The sequence below is a fragment of the Stenotrophomonas sp. 63632_Sma genome (genome assembly GCF_056482875.1).
Genome location: NZ_CM151220.1, coordinates 423,391 through 443,417, shown reverse-complemented (window position 1 = coordinate 443,417; position 20,027 = coordinate 423,391). Strand labels below are relative to the sequence as shown.

The window sequence follows — 20,027 nt, the reverse complement described above, 5'->3', positions numbered from 1 at the left end:
GCTCACGCCCCTGCGCAGCCCACCCACCCGGCCACGGACACATTGCGGCGGCGTCCCACCACGGAATCAACAGAAGAATCAAAGGCCAACGCGGGTCGCTGCGCTCGGTGGATCCACGCCATGCGTGGATGGCGTGGACCACGGTAGTGCCGGCCGCTGGCCGGCACCTCGGTAACGTCTGGTCTGCGCCTACGCCCAGGCCTTCGGCCGTGCCAACAGCCACGCCGCGCTCACCGCCAGCAACAGCAACGGCAACCAGCCCAGCTGGCTCGGGCCGCTGACCTGCAGCAGCACACCGCCTGCTACGCCACCGGCGGCAATCGCCAGGTTCCAACCGGTCACCAGCATCGACTGCGCCAGGTCGGCGGCAGCACCGGCACGGCGTGCGAGCGCGGTCTGGAACAGGGTCGCAACCGACCCGAACGCCACACCCCACAGGATCGTTGCCAGCAGCAGCGGTGTGGCCTGTCCTGGCCACAACAGCAGGGCCAACACCGGAAGAATGAAACCGATCACGGCCGCCCACACCAGCGTGCGCAGATGACGGTCCACGCCCCAACCGGCAATGCCGATACCAACGATGGCAGCCACGCCGAAGGCCAGCAGCAGGCGGTCCAGCCACGGGCCGGCGCCGGCCTCCACCGCCAGCGGTTCGATGTAGGTGTAGAGCACGTTGTGCGCCAGCACGTACAGCACCATCACCGCCAACGCGCTGCGCACGCCGGGCATGCGCCACACCGTACCCAACGACGTGCGCTGACCGGCCGCGGCCGCCGGTAACGCCGGCAATGCCCAGCGCGCGTACGCCAGCAGGCCGACCCCCAGCACGCTCATCAACGCGAACGCCCAGCGCCAGCCGATCTGCTGGCCCAGCAACGTGCCCGCCGGTACACCCAGCGACAGCGCCAACGGCGATCCAACCATCGCCACCGCGATTGCCCGGCCCTGCAGCGACGGCACCACCATGCGCGCCGCATAGCCGGCCACCAGCGACCACAGCAGGCCACCACTCACACCGGCCAGGAAACGCGCGGCAAGGATCAGCGGATAGCTGCTGCTCACGGCGGTCAGCGTGTTGACCACTACGAAGCCGGCAATGGCGGCCAGCAACAAGGGGCGTCGCGGCAGGCGCTGGGTCAACGCGGTCATCGGCAGTGCGGCCATCACCGATCCCAGCGCGTACACGCTGACCAGCTGGCCCACCGCCGCATCACTCACGCCCAGGCTCTCGCCCATCGGCCGCAGTACACCGGCCGGCAGGGTTTCGGTCAGCAGGGTGATGAAGCCGCCGCCGGCCAGCGCCAGCAGCCCCGCCCACGGCAGGCGCGTGGCTTCACCGGCCGGGCTGGCCGCATCAATGGCATGGCCGCTCATCGTGCAGCCTCCAGATCGGCATAGACGGCGTCACGCAGTTCATCGACGAAGGCGCCATCCATGCCTTCGTACAGGGTGTTGGTCAGCGCCACCACGCTCAGCCCACGCGCAGGATCGACAAACCAGCTATGGCCGTAGGCACCGCCCCAGCGCCAGGTGCCTTCGCTCTGTGGCGTGCCACTGGCGGCGGCATCGCGCAGCACCGCAAAGCCCAGCCCGAAGCCCCAGCCGGCCGGTTCCGGCGGCCCCTGCTCGCCCACCTGCGGGCTGGCCATCTCCGCCACCAGCGCGGGCGGCAACAGATTCGAAGCTTGCACATCGCGCAAGGCCTCCAACACCGCCATCACCTCGTCGGCGCTGCCAATCAATCCAGCACCGGCCGAAGGGAAACGGCTGGCATCGGTGGCGCGCGCGAGGCTGTACTCGATGCCGACGGTGCCCTCGAATGGAGCGACCACCTCGCCTTCCTGCAGGCGATGCGGCTGCGGCGTGTCACTCACATACGGCGTGGCCAGCCGCGCGGCATCGGTGGTCGCGAATGCGGTGTCGGCCAGCCCCAGTGGCGCGGCCAACAAGTGCTCGAACAGTGCCTGCAGCGTTTCACCGGTCGCGGCTTCAGCCACGGCGCCCGCGACGTCCACGCCCAACGAGTACAACCATTGGCTGCCCGGCGCGAACAGCAGCGGCGCCTGCGCGATGCGATGCACGTTGTCGGTCAGCGTCAGCGGATTCGCATCCATGCCATCGCTGACGCCGGCCTGTGCGTACGGGCCATCCGCATCGGCTTCGAGGAAGCGGTAACCCAGCCCGCTGCTATGGCTGAGCAGTTGGCGCAGGCTGATCGGCGGCGTGCTGCCATCGGCCAGCGCCGGGCGGAAGTCCGGCAGCCAGCGCTGTACCGGCGCATCCAGGTCCAGCACGCCTTCGGCTACCAGGCGCAGGATCACCGTGGTCAACAGCGGCTTGCTGACCGATGCCAGCCGGAACAACTGGTCGCGCTGCATCGGCGTGGCCGACTCGCGATCGGCCAGCCCGGTCGCGCTGGCGTGGCGCAGCACACCGTGCTCGCGCACCAGCACCACCGTACCGACCAGGCGCTGTGGGTGGACCTGCTGCAGCAGCCGCTGCACCGACGGCAGCGTCGGCGCAGGTGCAAGGGAAGGAACAGCGTTCATCGCGGTGATCCGTGGGGAGAGGCTCGCCACGTTAGGCACCACGCCCCCGTGCAAAAAGCCGGTTGCCGCTCCGGGCATCATGGACCGTGCAGTCCGCAATCGGCATGATGGCCGGAACTGCAAGGCCGCAACGGGCTCCACACCACTTCGCACCACAGTGTTGCGATGGCGGAGCCGTCCGCTACAGCCGCGCCGACCTACCCTGCCGCTTTCATTGCCCGCACGCCCATGTCAGTCCTGGACAACCTCGCCAATCTGCAGACCTTCGTGCACGCGGCCGACACCCGCAGCTTCGTCGAGACCGGGCGCCTGCAGGGCATCTCGGCCTCGGCCGCCGGCAAATGCGTTGCCCGGCTGGAACAGGCACTGGGCGTGCGCCTGTTCCACCGCAGCACGCGCAGCATCACCCTCACCGCCGAGGGCCAGCTGTTCCTGGCACGCTGCCGGCGCATCCTCGACGAGCGCGATGCCGCGCGCACCGAGTTGGCGCAACCGCATGCCGCACCAAGTGGCACGCTGCGCATCGGTCTGCCGCTGGTGGGTGATCTCACTCTGCCGCTGATGGCCGAGTTCATGTCCGCGTATCCGGACATCCGCCTCGATCTGGATTTCAGCGACCGCCTGGTCGATGTCATCGAGGAGGGTTTCGATGCCGTGCTGCGCGTCGGCGAGCCCAGCGACTCACGCATGAACGCACGACGCCTGGGCGTGTTCCCACGCCGCATCGTCGCCTCGCCGGCGTACCTGCAGCGGCGCGGCACGCCGCGCACGCCGGCCGATCTGATGCAGCACACGCTGCTGCACTATCGCTTCCCCAGCACCGGCAAGCTGGAACTGTGGCCGATCCACTGGCCCGACCATGAAACACCGCAGGAACTGCCGGTACACATGGTGGCCAATACCATCGAAGCGCGGGTGGCGCTTGCATTGCGCGATATCGGCCTGGCCTTCGTGCCGGTGCACTCGGTGCGCGATGCACTGGCCGATGGACGCCTGCTGACCGTGCTCGACGAGCATGTGCACTCCTGCGGCATCTTCCACCTGCTGTGGCCGTCGGGCCGCCACGTGCTTCCGAAGCTGCGGGTATTCATCGACTTCGTCAGCGCGCGCCTGGAAACCGTGCCGTAAGCCGGTAGATCCGCGCCATGCGTGGATGCCCTTGTAGAGTCGAGCCATGCTCGACTCAGCGGATGCCAGGCGAAGCGCAGCCGAGCATGGGCTCGGCTCTACAACGGAACCACTCGAACACTGGTAGCGCCGGGCCATGCCAGCGGCCGCCGCACCCGACCATTCAGCCAGCCCCGCTATACTGGCCGCTCATTCCTCCCAGAGGCTCGCGACCAATGCGCCATTGATGCCGCCGTCTTCACAACAGACGGCCTGACTCTTCCCGCCCCTGCGCGCAGGGGAGAACCCGGCATCCATGGAGGTCGCATGACCCCGTATTCCCTCACGCTCGATCGCGTGTCGTATCGATTGGCCGACGGCCGTGTGCTGTTTTCCGATCTGACGTTTTCCTTCGAACCGGTTGCTACCGGCCTGGTCGGTGCCAATGGCGCTGGCAAAAGCGTGCTCGCACGCCTGCTGGCCGGCCGGCTGTCGCCCGACAACGGCCAGGTACGTGGCAGCGGCCGCGTGTTCCTGTTGCCGACACCCGGTTATCCACCCGCCGGCACGGTCGGTGAACTGGCCGGTGTGGGTGAAGCGCTGTCCGCGCTCGCACGCATCGAAGCCGGCAGCGTCGATGAGGCCGACTTCGCCTGCATAGGCGACCGCTGGGATCTGCGTGAACGCCTGCAGCAGCAGTGGCAGGCGCTGGGCTTGCCCGATGATCTCGATCACGCCCAGCCTGCTGCGCGCCTCAGTGGCGGCCAGGCCATGCAGGTGGCGCTGTCCGGCGCCTGGGCCAGCAGTGCCGGCTGGCTGATCCTGGACGAACCCAGTAACCACCTCGACGCACGCCATCGCCAACAGCTGTACGAACAGTTGCAGCAGTGGCGCGGTGGCCTGCTGGTGATCAGTCATGATCGCGAGTTGCTGGGCCGAATGCAGCAGATTGTCGAACTCGATGGGCGTGGCCTGCATCGCTATGGCGGCGCATGGCAGCACTACGCCGACACACGCGCCGCCGAACGTGAAGCCGCCACCGCCCAGCTTGACCATGCACGTGCGCAGCATCGGCAACAGCAACGCAGCGCTCGCGAACAACACGAACGTCAGCAGCAACGCCAGGCACGCGGCAATCGCGATGCGAAGCAGGCCAACCAGGCACCGATCCTGCTTGGCCGGCAGAAGCAGCGCGCCGAAGCCAGTCATGGGCGCGCGCAGCAGGTGCAGTCCGAACGCCTGCAGGCCAGCGCAGAGCAACTGCGCGCAGCGGCCTCGGCGGTTCACACCGCGCCGGAACTGGCGCTGTTTGCCGGTGCGGGGGAACGTGGCAGCACGCGCCTGCTGCAGGCGCAGGATCTGATCCTCCCACATGGCTGCAGCGCCCCGTTGCAGCTGGAAGTCCGCCGTGGGCAGCGCATCGCCGTGGTCGGTGACAACGGCAGTGGCAAATCCACCCTGCTGCGCGTCTTGGCGGGCCAGCTGCCAGCGCGCAGCGGCATCGTGCAACGGCATGCGCCACTGGCTCTGCTCGACCAGCAGCTGCTGGGATTGTCCGGCGAGCGCAGCATCCTCGATAGCGTGCAGGCGGCCAATCCGGGTGCGGACCCGGGCGAACTGCGCACCCGGCTCGCGCTGCTGGGACTGGATGCGCAGCGCATCCAGCGCCCCGCCCGCAGTCTCAGCGATGGCGAACGGGTGAAGGGGGTGCTGGCAAGATTGCTCTATGCCGATCCCGCGCCGCAGCTGTTGCTGCTGGATGAGCCTGGCAATGCACTGGACCTCAGTGCATTGCAGGCGCTGGAAGAACTGCTTGCGGCGTGGTCAGGCGCGCTGGTGATGGTCAGCCACGACCGGCATCTGCTGCAGGCGTTGCGGCCGACCCAGGTGCTGCAGGTGAGCAACGAAGGTTGGCAGTGGCGCGACGCGTTGTAGATCCACGCCATACGTGGATTCGATTCTGTAGAGTCGAGCCATGCTCGACTCCGCCATGTCGGCCATCCACGCATGGCGTATCGACCCGGGGTAGTGCCGGCCGCTGGCCGGCAGCCCAAAGAACCTCAACGCATCGTCAACGCTTCCACACCGGGAACGCCTGTGGCAACTGGTGCCACAACAATGGCCCCGCCCGCAGCTCCTGGTCGTTGAGCAGGCACGCATCCAGCTCCGCACGCACCGCGCGCTCGTCCATGTGCACACCGATCACCACCAGCTCCTGGCGGCGGTCGCCCCACAACGGATGCCACAGTCGCGCCATTGCCGCGTGCGCCGCGCTGTCCGGGAACTGCTCCAGGCCCGGCAGCGGCGCGCTCCAGCAATCAGCCTGCTGCCGCGCCCAGCCGAGGTCGCTGTATGGCAACGGCGTCGGCGGCAACAACGGTGTGGTGTCTTCCAGCCCAGCCCGCACGCGGTCGCGCGCGGCATACCAGAAGCCCGCCGCCTGCGTGCGCGTCGCCGCGCCCACGGTGTTCAGCTCACCTACCCAATCCATGCGGTTGGCCAGCCAGAACCAGCCCTTGCTGCGGATCACGCCGGGCATGCCCGACTGCAGTGCGCGCGCGAATCGCGCGGGGTGGAACGGACGCCGCGAACGGTAGACGAAGCTGCCGATGCCGTACTCCTCGGTCTCCGGCGTGTGCTCGCCACGCAGCTCCTTCACCCAACCCGGTGCGCGTTGCGCACGCTCCATGTCGAAGCGGCCGGTATCCAGCAGCTCGGACAACGGCACATCACCGAAGCTGGACAGCAGCAGCTTCGCATCGCGGTTCAACCCGCGCAGCACGGCCAGCGTGTCCTGCAGCACCTCGTCGTCCACCTGGTCGACCTTGCTGACCACGATCACGTCGGCGAACTCCACCTGCTCGCACAGCAGATCGACCACACCGCGATCATCGTCCGGCCCGGCCTGCTGGCCGCGCTCGGCCAGGCGCAGGGTCGAGCCGAAGTCGGCAAGGAACGCGCTGCCGTCGACCACCGTCACCATCGTGTCCAGCCGTGCGATGTCACTCAGGCTGAAGCCGTGCTCGTCGCGCACCGCGAAGGTGGCCGCCACCGGCATCGGTTCGCCGATCCCGGTCGATTCGATCAACAGATAGTCATAGCGGCCGGCCTCGGCCAGGCGCTGCACTTCCTGCAGCAGGTCGTCGCGCAGCGTGCAGCAGATGCAGCCGTTGCTGAACTCCACCAGCGTCTCTTCGGTGCGGCGCAGCTCGGCGCCACCTTCGCGCACCAGCTGCGCATCGATGTTGACCTCACTCATGTCGTTGACGATGACTGCCACGCGCAGGCCCTCGCGGTTGCGCAGGATCTGGTTGAGCAGGGTGGTCTTGCCGGCCCCCAGGAAGCCGGACAACACGGTGACCGGAAGGCGACGGTCGGCGCGGGAAACAGTGTTCATGTCGGAGCGGGTTGGCTGCGGAACGGAAATGTTACTGTATAACACTTGTTGCGCAAGGAACCTCCCCCGATGAAGTCGCCTTCTGCCGCCCTGCTTGATGCCGGCGCGGTCGCCCTGTCCAGCCTGTGCGTGCTGCACTGCCTGGCGCTGCCCCTGCTGGCCGCCGCGCTCCCCCTGTTCGGCACCTGGGCCGAAGCGGACTGGGTGCACCTGCTGTTCGTGGCCATCGCCCTGCCACTGACCGGCTGCGCGCTGTGGCGGGCCGAGCGCCGTCACCCCCTGCCCGTACTGGCCTGGGCCACCGCCGGCGTCGGTCTGGGCCTGTTGCTGGCCGGCGCGCTGGCGCTGCCCTCACATGACTGGGAAACGCCGATGACGGTCACCGGCAGCCTGCTGCTGGCCGCCACGCATATCTGGAACGCGCGACACCGGCACGCGGGGTAGTGTAGGCCATGCCGTAAAACCGCATGAGCTTCGGACGCAACCTGCAGTTGCCGGCCAGCGGCCGGCACTACCCCTGCTATTTGCCGTAGCGGCGCAGCAGCTCCACCAGCACCGCAGCCTCGTCCGCCCGCTGCTGCGGGTCATCGGCACCCACCACATGTTCCTGCAGATGCTCGTGCAGCAACTCCATCAGCAGGCTGTGGGCGGCACCGCGCACCGCGGCGACCTGCACCAGCACGCCCGCGCAGTCCCCCGCTTCCCCCTCGGGCTTGTCCAGCGCCTGCTCCAACGCCGCCACCTGACCCGCGATGCGGCGTACCCGGGTCAGCAGCTGCTTTCGATTCTTGTGTACATGAGCCATGGCGCGATCATATACCCTATGGGGGTATCCACTCCAGCTCCCGCCCCCATGCAATTGGACGCCCTAGCCGCCGCCCGCCGCCACGAACACCGCTTCGACGACGGCAACCCGCTGGCCGAACGCAATACCCGCCGCGCCCTGTGGCTCACCGTCGCCATGATGCTGGTAGAGATCGTCGGCGGCTGGTGGTTCAACTCCATGGCCGTGCTCGCCGACGGCTGGCACATGAGTTCGCACGCGCTGGCGCTGGGCCTGTCGGTGTTCGCCTACCGCTGTGCGCGGCGCTATGCACACGATCCGCGCTTCGCCTTCGGCACCTGGAAGATCGAGATCCTTGCCGGCTATACCAGCGCCATCGCACTGCTTGGTGTTGCCGCGCTGATGGCCGTGCAATCACTGGAGCGGCTGTGGGTACCGGCGCCGATCCACTACAACGAAGCCATCGCCATCGCGGCGGTAGGGCTGGGCGTGAACCTGCTCTGCGCCTGGTGGCTGCACGACAGCCCGGGCCACGCGCATCACCATCATGGGCATGGGCACAACCATCACCATGGGCATGATCACGATCACCACGACCACAGCCATGCGCACGGTCACGACCTCAATCTGCGCTCGGCCTACGTGCACGTGCTGGCCGACGCCGCCACCTCGGTGCTGGCCATCGTCGCCCTGCTCGGCGGCAGGCTGCTGGGCCTGACCTGGCTGGACCCGGTGATGGGCCTGGTCGGCGCCGTGCTGGTGACGGTGTGGGCGGTGGGCCTGCTGCGCGACAGTGGCCGCATCCTGCTCGACGCGCAGATGGATGCACCGGTGGTGGCCGAAGTTCGCGAAGTGATCGAACAGGGTCCCTGGCCGGCGCGCCTGGCCGACCTGCACGTCTGGCAGGTCGGTCGCGGCAAGTACGCGGTCAGCGCTAGCGTGGTTACCAGCGACGCCCGTCTGGATGCCGATACCGTGCGCAACGCGCTGGCGATTCATGAGGAGCTGGTGCACGTGACGGTGGAGATTCACCGCAGCGCATGATCCGCGCCGGGTAGTGCCGGCCGCTGGCCGGCATGGCATGCTCCGGCCGCCGCTGACCAGTAGAGCCAGGCCATGCCTGGCTGCGTTGCCCAAAAGTCGAGCATGGCTCGACTCTACAACTACAGCTTCAACATCATCCGCAGCAGGTACATCAGCAGCGGCAGCGCGCTCAGCACTGCACCACCGATGCCGATCCACGGCCAGCGCTCGCCGCGCACGCGCGAAGCCACCGCCAGACCGCAGCCCACCAGCGCCGCGCCCAGCACCCCCACGCCCAATCCCGCAGCCATGCCATTGCCGCCTGCGGCCACCGCCGCCTGCGCAGCGAGGCTGCCCGCGCCCCAGCCCACCACGATCCCCAGCCAACTGGCCACGCCGCACCACGGTGCCTTGTCCTTCGCCATCCGAAAACCCCTGTGTCCTTGCCGAATTTCTGTACGGACCACGCCCGTGCGCTGCCTACACTAGCCGCACCTGCCCTGTAGGGACATCCCATGCGCATGCTCCGCCTGCTGCTGCCCGGTGCTCTCCTGCTGCTCACCGCCTGCGGTGGCGACGCCGGGCTTCCTTTCAGCGCCGACCCGTTGCAGGGCTGCTTCGCCACCGGCGCGCGCAAACCGGCCGACTTCCGCATCGACAAGGAAGGCGGCCAGTACTTCGTCTCCTTCAGCCGTGGCGAACAGTGGCAGCGCGAGCCGAATGCCCTGCACAAGGCCACCCGCAGCGAGATCAGCCGCTACTTCCGCGACGACGCCGATCAGATCGACAGCGCCCTGATCCGCATGGCCGGTGGCTTCGGCATCTTCCACTTCAACAAGGGCGCGACGCTGAAGGGCAAGGCCAGCGACAGTGACTACATGGCGTTGATGCTGATCGGAGCCGGGCCGGTGTATGCGGTGAAGTGTATTTGAGCAGTTGTTTGCGACAGCTTCTTTCGTAGTTAACAGCCCGAAGCATAGGAAAAATTTCAAAACAACGATAACTGGGTAGGTGTCTCGTCGGGCGACCAGAACTCAGTTCAGCATCAGCTCTCCATCCCAAAAGAGGAGCTGAGACATGAAATTGAAGCAGTTCGCCTTTTTGATAACAGCCTTTCTGCCCGCGACCGCCATTTGCGCTAGCGAGCGTCTAAGCATAGATGTCGTAGTAGCGAATCCAGACGGAAGTGTCAGCGTAGATAGGACAAGCAGCTGGCCAGACTTCAATGGCGGCATCGTGGACGTAACGCAGCGCCTGAAACAAGATGATTTTGGGAGACTCAGCTATCGCTATGAAGATCAGAGTAGAGCCACGCAGCTCTATCACCAAGCCTATTGCGAGTCGGTGGAAATGGCACCCTCAAGCGGTACCATGACGTTGTCGGGCCCCTCCACCGGCTGGTCATGCTACAGCGATGATCCCGCGCCCCCTGCCGACCCTTTGAACAGTATTGATTGGGCAACGGCGACTGCACCGAGTGGGCAGGTACCCGTTGGTCAGAATATCTTTCCCATTGGGAGCGGGAGCTGGGAGAGCTCTATTGGCGGCATGAGGCGCTCAACCCTCAGCGTAGACAATGGACGCTGTATTGCATAGGAAACCGACCACTACGCAGGGCCATTCAGAGGCAGAACCCAATTTGGCGTCAATTGCTATTTTTCGCAGTCCAAGTTTGCAAACACCATGATGGAGACCTGCATCCCCAAACAATGTGCCACCAATAGAGGGACGATCTTCGCTCAATAGCTCCTAGAGGGAGATGCCCATGCCCAAAGGCAGGGCATCTCTCATCCATGCATAAACGCCATATACTCGTTGCCAAAGGACTGACGAAATGACATTCAGTCTTGGACATTGGAACATGCTGCCCCTCCTGCTGATGGCCGGTGCAATACAGTCTCAGGGTGCCTATGACGAAGTCCGGGAACTGCCCGACGGCCAGACACTGATATTGCGCACCCTGGACTGGGATCTCGGCGATGGTCGCCACGTGCGCGTTACCGTGCATTGGCTGCTGCAGGAAGACGGCAGCCTGCGCTACGACTTTGATCGGCAGCCACCGGAAACCCAGGACGCTCATCGTCGCTCATGCGCGCGGCAGGGCATGCGGCCCTCGCGTGGCGTCGGCATGATTTCAGGGGAAGGAACCACACACGGCTACAGCTGCACCAGCCAGCTGTAGAGCCGAGCCCACGCCCGGTGCCGCCATGCCGGCACCCACGCATGGCGTGGATCTACTGCAGCAGCCACACGTGGCCCCGGCAACAGCTGCGGTACCATGCCCTCCCCCGAACCGCCCCGGTACCCGCCGTGCCCCATTACACCGGCCCGCTGCTGACCCGCGACAGCGCTGACACCCTGCGCCGTGCCCATGACAAGGGCGCTGCCGAATGGCAGGGCTCGCTCGACCTCGGTCGCAGCGAGGACAGCGTGGCGCTGGATGCCGACGGCTTCCACTTCCGTGGCCAGCCCTACCCGTGGCCGGGCAAGCTGAAGGACCGCACGCTGTACTACTGGGACGGCGAGGACTTCGCGCCGATCTCGCGCTACAGCGGTTCGCTGATCAAGCTGGTCCCGACCGAATGGGGCGCACCGACCTTCGAGATCGACGGCATCAAGATGCTGCCGACCTCCAAGCTGTCGCCGTTCGAGGATGCGCGCCGCAAGGTCGAGCTGGTCGCCCCGGCCGGCAAGGTCATCCTCGATACCTGCGGCGGCCTGGGCTACTTCGCCGCCTGCGCGCTGGAGGCCAGTGTCGGCCAGATCCGCTCGTTCGAGAAGAATGCCGACGTGATGTGGCTGCGCACGCTCAACCCGTGGTCGCCGGACCCGGACTCGGCTGCTGCCGGTGGCCGCCTGCAGTTCAGCCACGGCGATGTCTCGCAGCAGATCGAACAGGTGGCCAGCAGCAGCGTCGACGCGATCCTGCACGACCCGCCGCGCTTCGGCATCGCCGGCGAACTGTACTCGCAGGTGTTCTACGACCACCTCGCCCGCGTCATCCGCAAGGGCGGGCGCCTGTTCCACTACACCGGTGCGCCGAACAAGCTGACCAGCGGCCGCGACGTGCCGCGTGAAGTGGCCAAGCGCCTGGAAAAGGCGGGGTTCAAGGCCGAACTGGCGCTTGACGGCGTGCTGGCCGTCAGGCGCTGAGCTTCATTCCGAATCCACCTTGGCCAGCTTCATCACCCACGAAGGCACCTCAGGTTCACCGGCGTAGAAGTCCTTCGGTTTCTTCTCCGCCATCGCCCAGCGGTGCAGCCAGCTCGGGCCGTAGCGGCCACTGTAGCCTTCGGCCCCGCGTGCATAGGCCGGGTCACGCATCGCCTCATCCAATGAAATGAAGCGATAACCGCGGCGCTTGGTCGCCGCCACCAGTTCGGCAAATGTGGCTGCATTGAGTTCGTTCGCGTGCATCAGCCAGACCTGCGGCAGCGCGTAGCCCAGCAGCGCCAGCGACTGCTTCTCGTAGTAGTCCAGCTTGTTCAGCATGTACGGCACATAGCCCTTGCGCAGCTGTACCAGCGTCGCCTCGCGCGCCGGGGAATCGGGCTGCTCGTTCATCACGTTGGCATAAGCGAAGGCCCACACCCACTCGCCGTTGTCGACCGTCACCGGTGCCACGCGGTAGCCGTGCTGCTTGAAGAACACGTCCATCTCCGCGCGTTCTTCCGGTGTGCGTCCGGCACGCAGATAGGGATGGCGCATCCACTGCGGTTTCAGTCCGCGCTCGGCCAGCAACGGCCGCAGCACCGTTTCACCACGCAGGAAGTCCTGCTGGAACGCAGGCACGCCTTTGGCGTTCAGATCCATGTGCGAATACGTGTGGTTGCCCAGCACATACCCGGCGTCCAGCCAGTCGCGCAGCATCTGCACCCGCGCGGGCTGCACGTGTCCGTTGATCTCAAGCTTGTTCTCGTTGACGAAGCCGACCACCGGCACACCCGCCTGGCGAAGCTGGGCCATCAGCGCTTCGTGCCGCGATTGCAGGTCCGGCGGAACGATCTCATCCACCCGCGCCCACGGCAGGTCGTCGATGGTCATCGCGATCCGGCGATCCACCTCGGCGGCGTGTACCGCCAACGAACACAGCAGCAATGGCACAGCACGCAGCAACCAACGCATCAGCACATCCTTGCAGGGGCGAAGTGCTGACTCTAGCGCGATTGCGGGCGCGCGGCCGGCCCCACACCCGCTATGGGCCGGACGACTGCTCCTGACGTTCGCGCACGATCGCCCGCCACAGCATGAATCCTGCAGCCATCGCCATCAGCATCAACGCGACCAGCACCAGGGCAAGATCATCGGGATTGCGCAGCAGCGGTGCATGCTCATGGGTGAGGATCTCGAACACCACCTGCTGCGCCTGTGCCAGCGGCAACCGGCCCTGCTCGCCCAGCTCCACCAGGCACGCCGCTGGGGACAGCTTGGCCACGCCAGTCCATGCCAGGTCGTACAGGTGCAATGCCCTGAGGGCCAGCGCCAGGATCGCGGCGTGCAGCGCCATCAGCCCCCAGTTGGCACGTCGCAGGCGTTCCGACAGGCGGCCCAGCCGGTAGACGCTGATCGACATCGCGCCCAGCAGCGCCAGTACCACGCCCGCCATCGGAATCCACTGCAAGGGCTGCCACGGTGCAAGCGCAGTGGACCGCGCCAGCAGTTGTTCGGCCACCTGCATGCGCGCGACAGGGTCGGGCCCACCGCATGCGTCATCCACCGGCTCCAGCAGCAGTCCCACACGGTAGTGGAAGAAGCCGACTGCAAGGGCTACCGCCAGCAGCGCCACCACCTGCAGTGCCAGCAGGATCGGGCCAGGACCACAGATACGACAGAAGCGGGTAGCAGCAGAGACCATCGGTTCATCCATGACAACAAAGGACCATCCTAACCAAGCGCCCTGTGCTTGTCGGCTGGCGGATACGACAACCGGCGCGCGGTCCCGGTAGGATGTGGATGAGCATGGATGGTCGTATGTAGAGGTGTTGTGGATGGTCACGCTGTATCTGTGGGTGCGAACGCTGCTTCCGCTGCTGGCGTTCGTGATCGCCTGGATGCTGCTGTCGCGCCTGATCAAGGCCCGCGTGGCGCGCCTTCCACGGGTTCCCTTGAACCTGCCCGAGCACAGCAGCAGCCCGCGCAGGAAGGACCGGCGCATCTACGCGCGCAAGCTGCGGCGCAAGCCAGGTCTGCGTACCGCAACGCGCCCGGCCTCCGCGCCGCGTAGCTGGAACCTCGCAGCGGTGTTCGTTTCGCTCTTCGCGTTGATCGCCACCGTGCTGGTCGTGCCGGATGGCGCGCGCTTCCAGGTCATGGTCGAGAGCATCACCGGCTACCCGGCTACGATTGCTGAAGTACATGTTCCCGCTGCCGGGCAGCCCCTCGTACTGCAGGCCTGGCAGCCAGCACTGGCGCAACTGTCGCGGCCGGTAACGATGCGCTACCCGATCGGACGCACCGGCGGCGAGCATGATGCGCACGCCACGCTACCGGTACAGATGAGGCATCAGGGGGATCGCCTGCAGGTGGCTACAGCCGTGCCGGTGGACGCCGAACGGCTGCGTGCGGAGCTTGCGCGCCTGGCGGGGCTGCCGGCGGAGTCAATTACCGTCCGCCAGCGCGAGATCTCACCCTGGCTGGAACCCGGCTGGAAGCCGCTGGCCGACCTGTAGAGCCGAGCCCATGCTCGTCTGCTGTTGCAGTAGATCCACGCCATGCGCGGATGGGCACAATGCGGCGTCGAGCATGGCTCGACTCTACAGATCACGATCCGCGCGGCAGCTTTGCGGCCCACATGTTGTCCACCAGATTGGGATAACGCCGCCCGTTCTCTTCCGCACGCTGCCGGGCCGCCTCCTTCTGCGCAGGCGACAACGGCTGAGACGTCTGGCCCTTGGGATTAGGCCTCTTCCACGGGGGCGTCTTCGGTTCACGCATGGCTGCAGCTTACTGCTTCAGGAAGTTCAACAGTGCCAGATTGAAGTGATCAGCATGACTGGTGTTGCAGCCATGCGGCGCGCCTTCAAGGATCACCACTTCGCTGCCCGGAATGGCTCGGTGCGTGCGCTGGCCAGAACCTTCAAACGGCACGATGGCATCGCTGTCACCGTGCAGGATCAAGGTCGGCACCGTGATCTTCTTCAGGTCTTCGCGGAAGTCGGTTGTAGCAAACGCCTTCATGCACCCCAGCGCTGCGTTCTGGTCGGATTGATGGCACAGCGCGATCGCCGCCTGACGCGTCTCTTCGGTCACCATCAACTGGCCATGGGCGCTGAAGAAATCGCGGGTGAAGCCATCGAAGAACGCCTCACGATCCTTCTCAAGACCGCTGCGCATTTCATCGGCCTTTTTCTGGGTGAGCGGGCCATCCGGGTTTTCATCACTGCGCAGCAGATACGGCGGCACCGCAGCAGCAAACACCACGCTGTGCAGGCGCTCCTGCCCGTGGTTGGCCACATAGCGCGCCACCTCACCGCCGCCCATCGAGAAGCCGACCAGGGTGACGTCGTGCAGGTCACGCTCCTCGATCACCCCGGCCAGGTCCGCTGCCAGCGTGTCGTAGTCATAGCCCTCGGCTGGCTTATCGGAACGGCCGAAGCCGCGCCGGTCGTAACTGATCACCCGATGCTGCGCATCGCGCAGGATCGACACCTGTTGTTTCCAGGCATCGGCGGACAGCGGCCAGCCGTGGATCAGAATGACCGGGCGGCCGTCACCACCGGTGTCTTCAACGTGCAGGCGGATGCGGGAAGCAGGCATGGGAGCTCCTGTGGAAGGGGAGGCTTTCAGGCTATTGACCGCCGCCTATCGCGACCGTGACGGAATCGCCGATCGCCATGACATCGCCTGCACAGGCGACGCCGCTGGAGCCGGGCCGTCAATGCGGGCATTCACTCCGTAGAAGGGCCGTTTCATCGGAAGCCGGCTGCAACTGCCCAGATGGCATGCGAGCCTGCGTGAACCACTCTTGGAGCCTCGCCATGCTGCTGCTTACCTTGCCCCTGCTGGCTGCCGGCCTCGTCGCCACAGCGCCGTCCACCGATGACCTGCGCCAACAGATCCGCCAGGCCGACACCCAGCTCTTTGCTGTGGCCTTCGAGGCCTGCGACGCCGACAGGGCCGCCGCGATGACCACCGAAGACATGGAGTTCTTCCATGACAAGGACGGCAAGTCAGCCAGCAACCGCGAGGACTTCCGCCGCAGCGTGGCCAACATGTGCAGCAATGCGCGCAAGGGCGGCTGGAGCCTGCGCCGTGAGCTGGTGGAACCTTCGCTGCAGGTGTTCCCCTTGCACGACGAGCGGGCGCTGGAAATCGGCGACCACCGCTTCCACGAACGCGGCAAGGACGGCGTGGAGCGCTGGGTGGGCCAGGCCAGTTTCATCCAGGTCTGGCGCCGCGTGGACGGGCGCTGGTTGGCCGAGCGGGTGATCAGCTACGACCATCGGCCGGCAGACTGACCCCTCGGGCGCGCTTCACGGGCCGGATCTATACTGACCGGGCCCACCACGACCCACCGCTACCGTTCGATCGCCATGCCAGAGATCACCCCCAACCACCCCGACTACGGCCTCAACCAGCAGATCCGTCAGGGCGTGGCCGCACTGGACGCCCAGCATGGCCGTCCGTTCGACCAGACCAGTGAGCGCCTGACCGCCAGCCTGACCGTGCTCGCCCGCGAGCAGGGCCTGCAGCAGGTCGACCATGTGCTGGTCAGCAACGCCACGGCCAACCAGCCGGCGGGACACAACATCTTTGTGGTGCAGGGCGACCCGGCCAATCCGGCGCACCTGCGCGCGATGATGCCGACCGCTGTGGCGGCACAGACGCCGGTGGAGCAATCGATGCAGAAGCTGGGGCTGGGTGTACAGCAGCCGGCCGAGGCGCAGGTGCAGGAAATGCAGCATCCTGCGCCGCGGATGGGGTAAGCAGGCGCGGAGGCGGTTGCTCTCTCTGCTACTTGAACTCCGGAACGAACAGGCCTTCCCGCTTCAGGATGTCTCTGGCCTGGGTGACATAGCTGCTCACCGTCAGTCGATCCAACGGAAACATCTCGCCCTTCTTCCTCGCCGGCAACAACCTGCCTGCCTCGGCAAGACGGCGTGCTTCGTGGTCCTTTCTGGCCTTGTCCCCGCTCACATCGCCGTGGACCTTCAGCAACTGCAGTGAACAGGCATAGAACATCTGTACCTTGCAGTCGGCAATGAACGCATCCAGTGACATTGCCTTATCCTGTCCCACAAAGAACGGCCGGAACTTGTTGTAAAGCGCCTTTGCATCGCGCGGCTCCTGCGCCCGGATGTAGTCCGCCAACGTCCTGTCAACATTGGATACGTTGTGGATGTACTGATTCCTGATCTCGGCAACGGCCAGAAACAGCGTCTTCTGTTTCGTGTCGACGTATCCAAGATCGCGCAGCAGCTCGATCCTTGATGCCTGCGTCATGTTGCTGACCACTCGTCGGGCCTTCGGCTCTCCCAGCGCTTCAACGATGGCGTGGGTGAAGGTGCCTTCAACCAGCTGCGCCAGCTTCGAGGTGAAGCTCCACGAGTTCTCTTCAGCGTAGAGGTCTACGACGAACTTCTTCGAGATCCCAAGCTCTTTGCTCAGCCTCTCAAATGCCAGTTCAATGAACTTCCTGTTGTCGCTCATAACGCCCCCGTTTCAGAAGCAGTGAAGCTACAGCCGCAAGACGATTACAACAAGCGGCCACCCCCTGCTTTTGCAACACTTCCTAATCCAACGCTCTACGAGCTACAACACTGGAAATGGACCCGCTCCACGACCGACGGCCGAGGATGCGGGCCCCATCAATCCAGCGCGAACGCTTACAGCTGAATCCGCGCCACGCTCTCGTCAGCGCCCTTGTCATCCTTCTCGCCGTTCTTGATGCTCACGAACAGCACGTTGTTCCTCGCATCCAGCGCCAGGCTGTTCGGGTGGGTCGGCACCGTGTAGGTCGCCACCTTCTGGTAGCTGTCACTGTTGTACGCCGTCACCGTACCGGCTTCGCGGTTGGTCACGTACAGGCGCTTGCGCGGCGCATCCAGCAGGATGCCCAGCGGGCCGGCGTCGGTCGGGATGCTGGCCAGTTCCTTGCCGGTGCTGCGGTCGAGCACCAGCACGCGCTGGCCCGGGTGCTTGCTGACCAGGCCGCTGCTCTTGGCCTGGTAGCCACGCAGGAATTCCGAGCCCTGGTCGGTCACGAACAGGCGCTTGCCGGCCGGGTCCAGCGCGATGTTCATCGGCTGCTCGGCGGCGATTTTGTGCTGTGCCACCACCTTGTTCGAATCGGTACCCACCACCACCAGATCGGCCAGCAGGTTGCTGGTGTAGACGCGCTTGTTGGCCGCATCCAGCGCCAGGCCCGGTGCCTTGGCATTGCCCAGGCCGTCGATGGTGTTGATCACCTTCAGCGTGGTGGTATCGATCACGAACAGCACGCTGCTCACGTCCGGCTGGCTGCTGTGGCCGGTCACGTACAGGCGGTTGGCCGCGCTGTCGACCACCAGTTCGCGCAGGTCGTGGGTGTAAGCAGCCTTGCCGTCCTTGCCGGTCTTCTTCTCCATCAACTGGATGGTGCCGACAGCCTTGTTCTGCGCGGTGTCGACCACGGTCACCGACAGGTCCACGGTGTTGCCCACGTACAGGCGGTTGTGGGCGTCATCCAGCACCACGCCGAACGCCTTGCGCTCGAGCGGAATGCGGGTTTCCACAGCCAGCGTGGTCGGGTTCAGGCGCAGCACCTGGGCCGGGCCGGCGTCATCGCCGAAGCCACCGGACGAGGCCACGAACACGGCGTTCTGCTTCGGGCTGTAGGCCAGCTCGTACAGGCCCTTGGCCACGGCCTGGCGCTGCACGGCGGTGGTGGCGCTGGCGGCAGGTGCGTTGTCGGCGAATGCCGAAGGCACGCCAAGGCTGAGCGACACAGCGAGGGCCAGGGCGGCCGAACGGAAGAGAGGATTACGGAACATGCGAGCGTCCTTGAATGGGCACGAGAAGGTGTCCTGGCTCGCTGGGCCGTACTGCGACGGCCCGACCTGCATCTGTCTGCGCGGGTGGGCTGGCTGGGGTTGCCGGGGAATGGTAGCAGGTGGGGGGCGTGGCGTGCGCCAGTGCAGGCATGGCACACGCTCGACCTTGGCGCTGCCCTCCGGCTATGCCATCCGCGGGCCGTGGCTCTGTTGCAGCTGCTGCTCTTCCTGCAGGCGCTGCACATCGCGCTGCGGCGGGTCCTGCTGCAACTGCGCGACCCGCTCGAACGAGGCCTCAACCGGGGCCTGCGCCGCCAGCTCCGCCGGCATGCTGGCGCGCTGGTGTGCCGGGTCACTGCGGTCACCCTGCACGATGAACAGCTTCGGCGCAGTATCGCCACGCTGCTCACCCAGCACCACTTCGTCCACGCGCGAAAACTGCTGCTCCTTCGACAGCGCGAGGAGGCTGGCACTGACATTGCCGTTGCGTGCACCGAAAGCGCCGAGGTCGGCCACCTGCTGGTGGATCTGGTTGAGGCGGGCATGATCCTCATGCGCTGGGTCTGCGGGCGTGCCGCTTGCCGCGAGGGTACTGTTGCCGCGCCACTGCTCGCCGTTCTCGGTGAACATCCACTCGCGGAAGGTCTGCTTCGGCATCGGGTTCCACTGCACCCTGTCCAGCTCGCTGCCCTTCACCTGCTGCGGAATGGCGTTGACGGCGCGGATGTTGTCCAGGACCCTGGTGGCGCCCTCGTAGTTGGTGATCTCCCCGGCCAGCCCAACCGGGCGCAGGCCTGCGTGATTCAGGGCACCCCAGGCGAAATCGGTGCAGGCGTTGGAGAAGAAGTCGTAGTTCATGTCGAAGCCGTGCTTCTTCGGGTCTGCCGAGAACTCGAGGATGCGGTCGTACTGCTCCTTGCTGATCTCGATCGTGCGCTCGAAGCGGGGTTTGTCGTAGACCCGCAGATCCGTGTCATCGACTTTGCCCAGCGAAGGATTCGCACGGTCGTTCCCCATCGTGAATCCCCTGCTCACGGGTACCGGGTCATTTGATCGTGTCAGCGAAAGGAACATGTGCCCAGCAAATGACGGATCCAACAATCTCTTCTGGCCCGCGTTGCCCACATCGACTCTCGGCGTGCCCGGTGCGGCGAGATGAATCGTGACCGTATAGCGCTCTGCTTCCTTGCTCATGT

At 65.8% G+C, this 20,027-nt stretch carries 21 protein-coding genes; 10 read left to right on the top strand and 11 right to left on the bottom strand.

Annotated features, from left to right (window positions below):
• Positions 1–189: 189 nt before the first annotated feature.
• Positions 190–1,374, bottom strand: coding sequence for an MFS transporter (locus tag ACZK45_RS02030; RefSeq protein WP_049461436.1), 1,185 nt, complete (start codon positions 1,372–1,374; stop codon positions 190–192).
• Positions 1,371–2,549: a serine hydrolase domain-containing protein gene (locus ACZK45_RS02025; protein WP_478445382.1), complete on the bottom strand. Its 1,179-nt coding sequence runs from the start codon at positions 2,547–2,549 to the stop codon at positions 1,371–1,373. The genes ACZK45_RS02030 and ACZK45_RS02025 overlap by 4 nt, the downstream gene beginning before the upstream one ends.
• Before the next feature lie 228 nt (positions 2,550–2,777).
• Between ACZK45_RS02025 and ACZK45_RS02020 the strand changes: the two genes are divergently transcribed.
• Both ACZK45_RS02020 and ACZK45_RS02015 read left to right on the top strand, forming a co-directional pair.
• Positions 2,778–3,677 carry a LysR family transcriptional regulator gene (locus ACZK45_RS02020; RefSeq protein ID WP_032130406.1) on the top strand — a complete coding sequence of 300 codons (900 nt, stop codon included), beginning with the start codon at positions 2,778–2,780 and terminating at the stop codon, positions 3,675–3,677.
• Positions 3,678–3,983: 306 nt separating this feature from the next.
• Positions 3,984–5,591: an ABC-F family ATP-binding cassette domain-containing protein gene (locus tag ACZK45_RS02015; protein ID WP_253145594.1), complete on the top strand. Its 1,608-nt coding sequence runs from the start codon at positions 3,984–3,986 to the stop codon at positions 5,589–5,591.
• 136 nt (positions 5,592–5,727) lie between these two features.
• Here the strand turns inward: ACZK45_RS02015 and ACZK45_RS02010 are convergent, their stop codons facing one another.
• Positions 5,728–7,053: a GTP-binding protein gene (locus tag ACZK45_RS02010; RefSeq protein ID WP_253145592.1), complete on the bottom strand. Its 1,326-nt coding sequence runs from the start codon at positions 7,051–7,053 to the stop codon at positions 5,728–5,730.
• Positions 7,054–7,122: 69 nt separating this feature from the next.
• Here ACZK45_RS02010 and ACZK45_RS02005 point away from each other — a divergent pair, with 69 nt between their 5' ends.
• On the top strand, positions 7,123–7,497 hold the full coding sequence (locus ACZK45_RS02005; RefSeq protein ID WP_253145589.1) for a MerC domain-containing protein: 375 nt from the start codon (positions 7,123–7,125) through the stop codon (positions 7,495–7,497).
• 76 nt (positions 7,498–7,573) lie between these two features.
• Here the strand turns inward: ACZK45_RS02005 and ACZK45_RS02000 are convergent, their stop codons facing one another.
• Positions 7,574–7,858: a metal-sensing transcriptional repressor gene (locus ACZK45_RS02000; protein WP_032130410.1), complete on the bottom strand. Its 285-nt coding sequence runs from the start codon at positions 7,856–7,858 to the stop codon at positions 7,574–7,576.
• A 48-nt stretch (positions 7,859–7,906) separates the two neighbouring features.
• Here ACZK45_RS02000 and dmeF point away from each other — a divergent pair, with 48 nt between their 5' ends.
• The gene (gene dmeF / locus ACZK45_RS01995; protein ID WP_478445381.1) at positions 7,907–8,881 is read left to right on the top strand and encodes a CDF family Co(II)/Ni(II) efflux transporter DmeF; all 975 of its coding nucleotides are present in this window, start codon (positions 7,907–7,909) and stop codon (positions 8,879–8,881) included.
• Positions 8,882–9,000: 119 nt separating this feature from the next.
• On the opposite strand, the gene ACZK45_RS01990 is transcribed toward dmeF, so the two are convergent.
• On the bottom strand, positions 9,001–9,285 hold the full coding sequence (locus ACZK45_RS01990) for a hypothetical protein (RefSeq protein WP_032130412.1): 285 nt from the start codon (positions 9,283–9,285) through the stop codon (positions 9,001–9,003).
• Between the two features lie 90 nt (positions 9,286–9,375).
• Here ACZK45_RS01990 and ACZK45_RS01985 point away from each other — a divergent pair, with 90 nt between their 5' ends.
• The 3 genes from ACZK45_RS01985 to ACZK45_RS01975 all read left to right on the top strand — a co-directional run bounded on the left by ACZK45_RS01985 (position 9,376) and on the right by ACZK45_RS01975 (position 12,013).
• Positions 9,376–9,792, top strand: coding sequence for a hypothetical protein (locus tag ACZK45_RS01985; protein ID WP_478445380.1), 417 nt, complete (start codon positions 9,376–9,378; stop codon positions 9,790–9,792).
• A 929-nt stretch (positions 9,793–10,721) separates the two neighbouring features.
• On the top strand, positions 10,722–11,042 hold the full coding sequence (locus ACZK45_RS01980; protein ID WP_478445379.1) for a hypothetical protein: 321 nt from the start codon (positions 10,722–10,724) through the stop codon (positions 11,040–11,042).
• A 128-nt stretch (positions 11,043–11,170) separates the two neighbouring features.
• Positions 11,171–12,013 carry a class I SAM-dependent methyltransferase gene (locus ACZK45_RS01975; RefSeq protein ID WP_478445378.1) on the top strand — a complete coding sequence of 281 codons (843 nt, stop codon included), beginning with the start codon at positions 11,171–11,173 and terminating at the stop codon, positions 12,011–12,013.
• Between the two features lie 3 nt (positions 12,014–12,016).
• Here ACZK45_RS01975 and ACZK45_RS01970 read toward each other — a convergent pair whose 3' ends face one another.
• Positions 12,017–12,985 carry a polysaccharide deacetylase family protein gene (locus tag ACZK45_RS01970; RefSeq protein WP_478445377.1) on the bottom strand — a complete coding sequence of 323 codons (969 nt, stop codon included), beginning with the start codon at positions 12,983–12,985 and terminating at the stop codon, positions 12,017–12,019.
• A gap of 70 nt (positions 12,986–13,055) precedes the next feature.
• The gene (locus ACZK45_RS01965) at positions 13,056–13,715 is read right to left on the bottom strand and encodes a hypothetical protein (RefSeq protein WP_478445376.1); all 660 of its coding nucleotides are present in this window, start codon (positions 13,713–13,715) and stop codon (positions 13,056–13,058) included.
• Between the two features lie 133 nt (positions 13,716–13,848).
• On the opposite strand from ACZK45_RS01965, the gene ACZK45_RS01960 reads away from it, so the two are divergent.
• Complete coding sequence (locus ACZK45_RS01960; protein ID WP_478445375.1) at positions 13,849–14,529, top strand: hypothetical protein; 681 nt, start codon at positions 13,849–13,851, stop codon at positions 14,527–14,529.
• 274 nt (positions 14,530–14,803) lie between these two features.
• Here ACZK45_RS01960 and ACZK45_RS01955 read toward each other — a convergent pair whose 3' ends face one another.
• Positions 14,804–15,616, bottom strand: coding sequence for an alpha/beta fold hydrolase (locus tag ACZK45_RS01955; RefSeq protein ID WP_478445374.1), 813 nt, complete (start codon positions 15,614–15,616; stop codon positions 14,804–14,806).
• 221 nt (positions 15,617–15,837) lie between these two features.
• On the opposite strand from ACZK45_RS01955, the gene ACZK45_RS01950 reads away from it, so the two are divergent.
• Positions 15,838–16,317: a nuclear transport factor 2 family protein gene (locus ACZK45_RS01950; RefSeq protein ID WP_478445373.1), complete on the top strand. Its 480-nt coding sequence runs from the start codon at positions 15,838–15,840 to the stop codon at positions 16,315–16,317.
• Positions 16,318–16,392: 75 nt separating this feature from the next.
• The gene (locus ACZK45_RS01945; RefSeq protein WP_478445372.1) at positions 16,393–16,785 is read left to right on the top strand and encodes an XVIPCD domain-containing protein; all 393 of its coding nucleotides are present in this window, start codon (positions 16,393–16,395) and stop codon (positions 16,783–16,785) included.
• Positions 16,786–16,813: 28 nt separating this feature from the next.
• Here the strand turns inward: ACZK45_RS01945 and ACZK45_RS01940 are convergent, their stop codons facing one another.
• From ACZK45_RS01940 to ACZK45_RS01930, 3 genes are all read right to left on the bottom strand, one after another.
• Positions 16,814–17,509, bottom strand: coding sequence for a hypothetical protein (locus ACZK45_RS01940; RefSeq protein WP_046987003.1), 696 nt, complete (start codon positions 17,507–17,509; stop codon positions 16,814–16,816).
• A 176-nt stretch (positions 17,510–17,685) separates the two neighbouring features.
• Positions 17,686–18,831, bottom strand: a complete 1,146-nt coding sequence (locus ACZK45_RS01935) for a YncE family protein (protein WP_478445371.1) — start codon at positions 18,829–18,831, stop codon at positions 17,686–17,688.
• Positions 18,832–19,014: 183 nt separating this feature from the next.
• Positions 19,015–20,025: an XVIPCD domain-containing protein gene (locus ACZK45_RS01930; protein ID WP_478445370.1), complete on the bottom strand. Its 1,011-nt coding sequence runs from the start codon at positions 20,023–20,025 to the stop codon at positions 19,015–19,017.
• Positions 20,026–20,027: the final 2 nt, after the last annotated feature.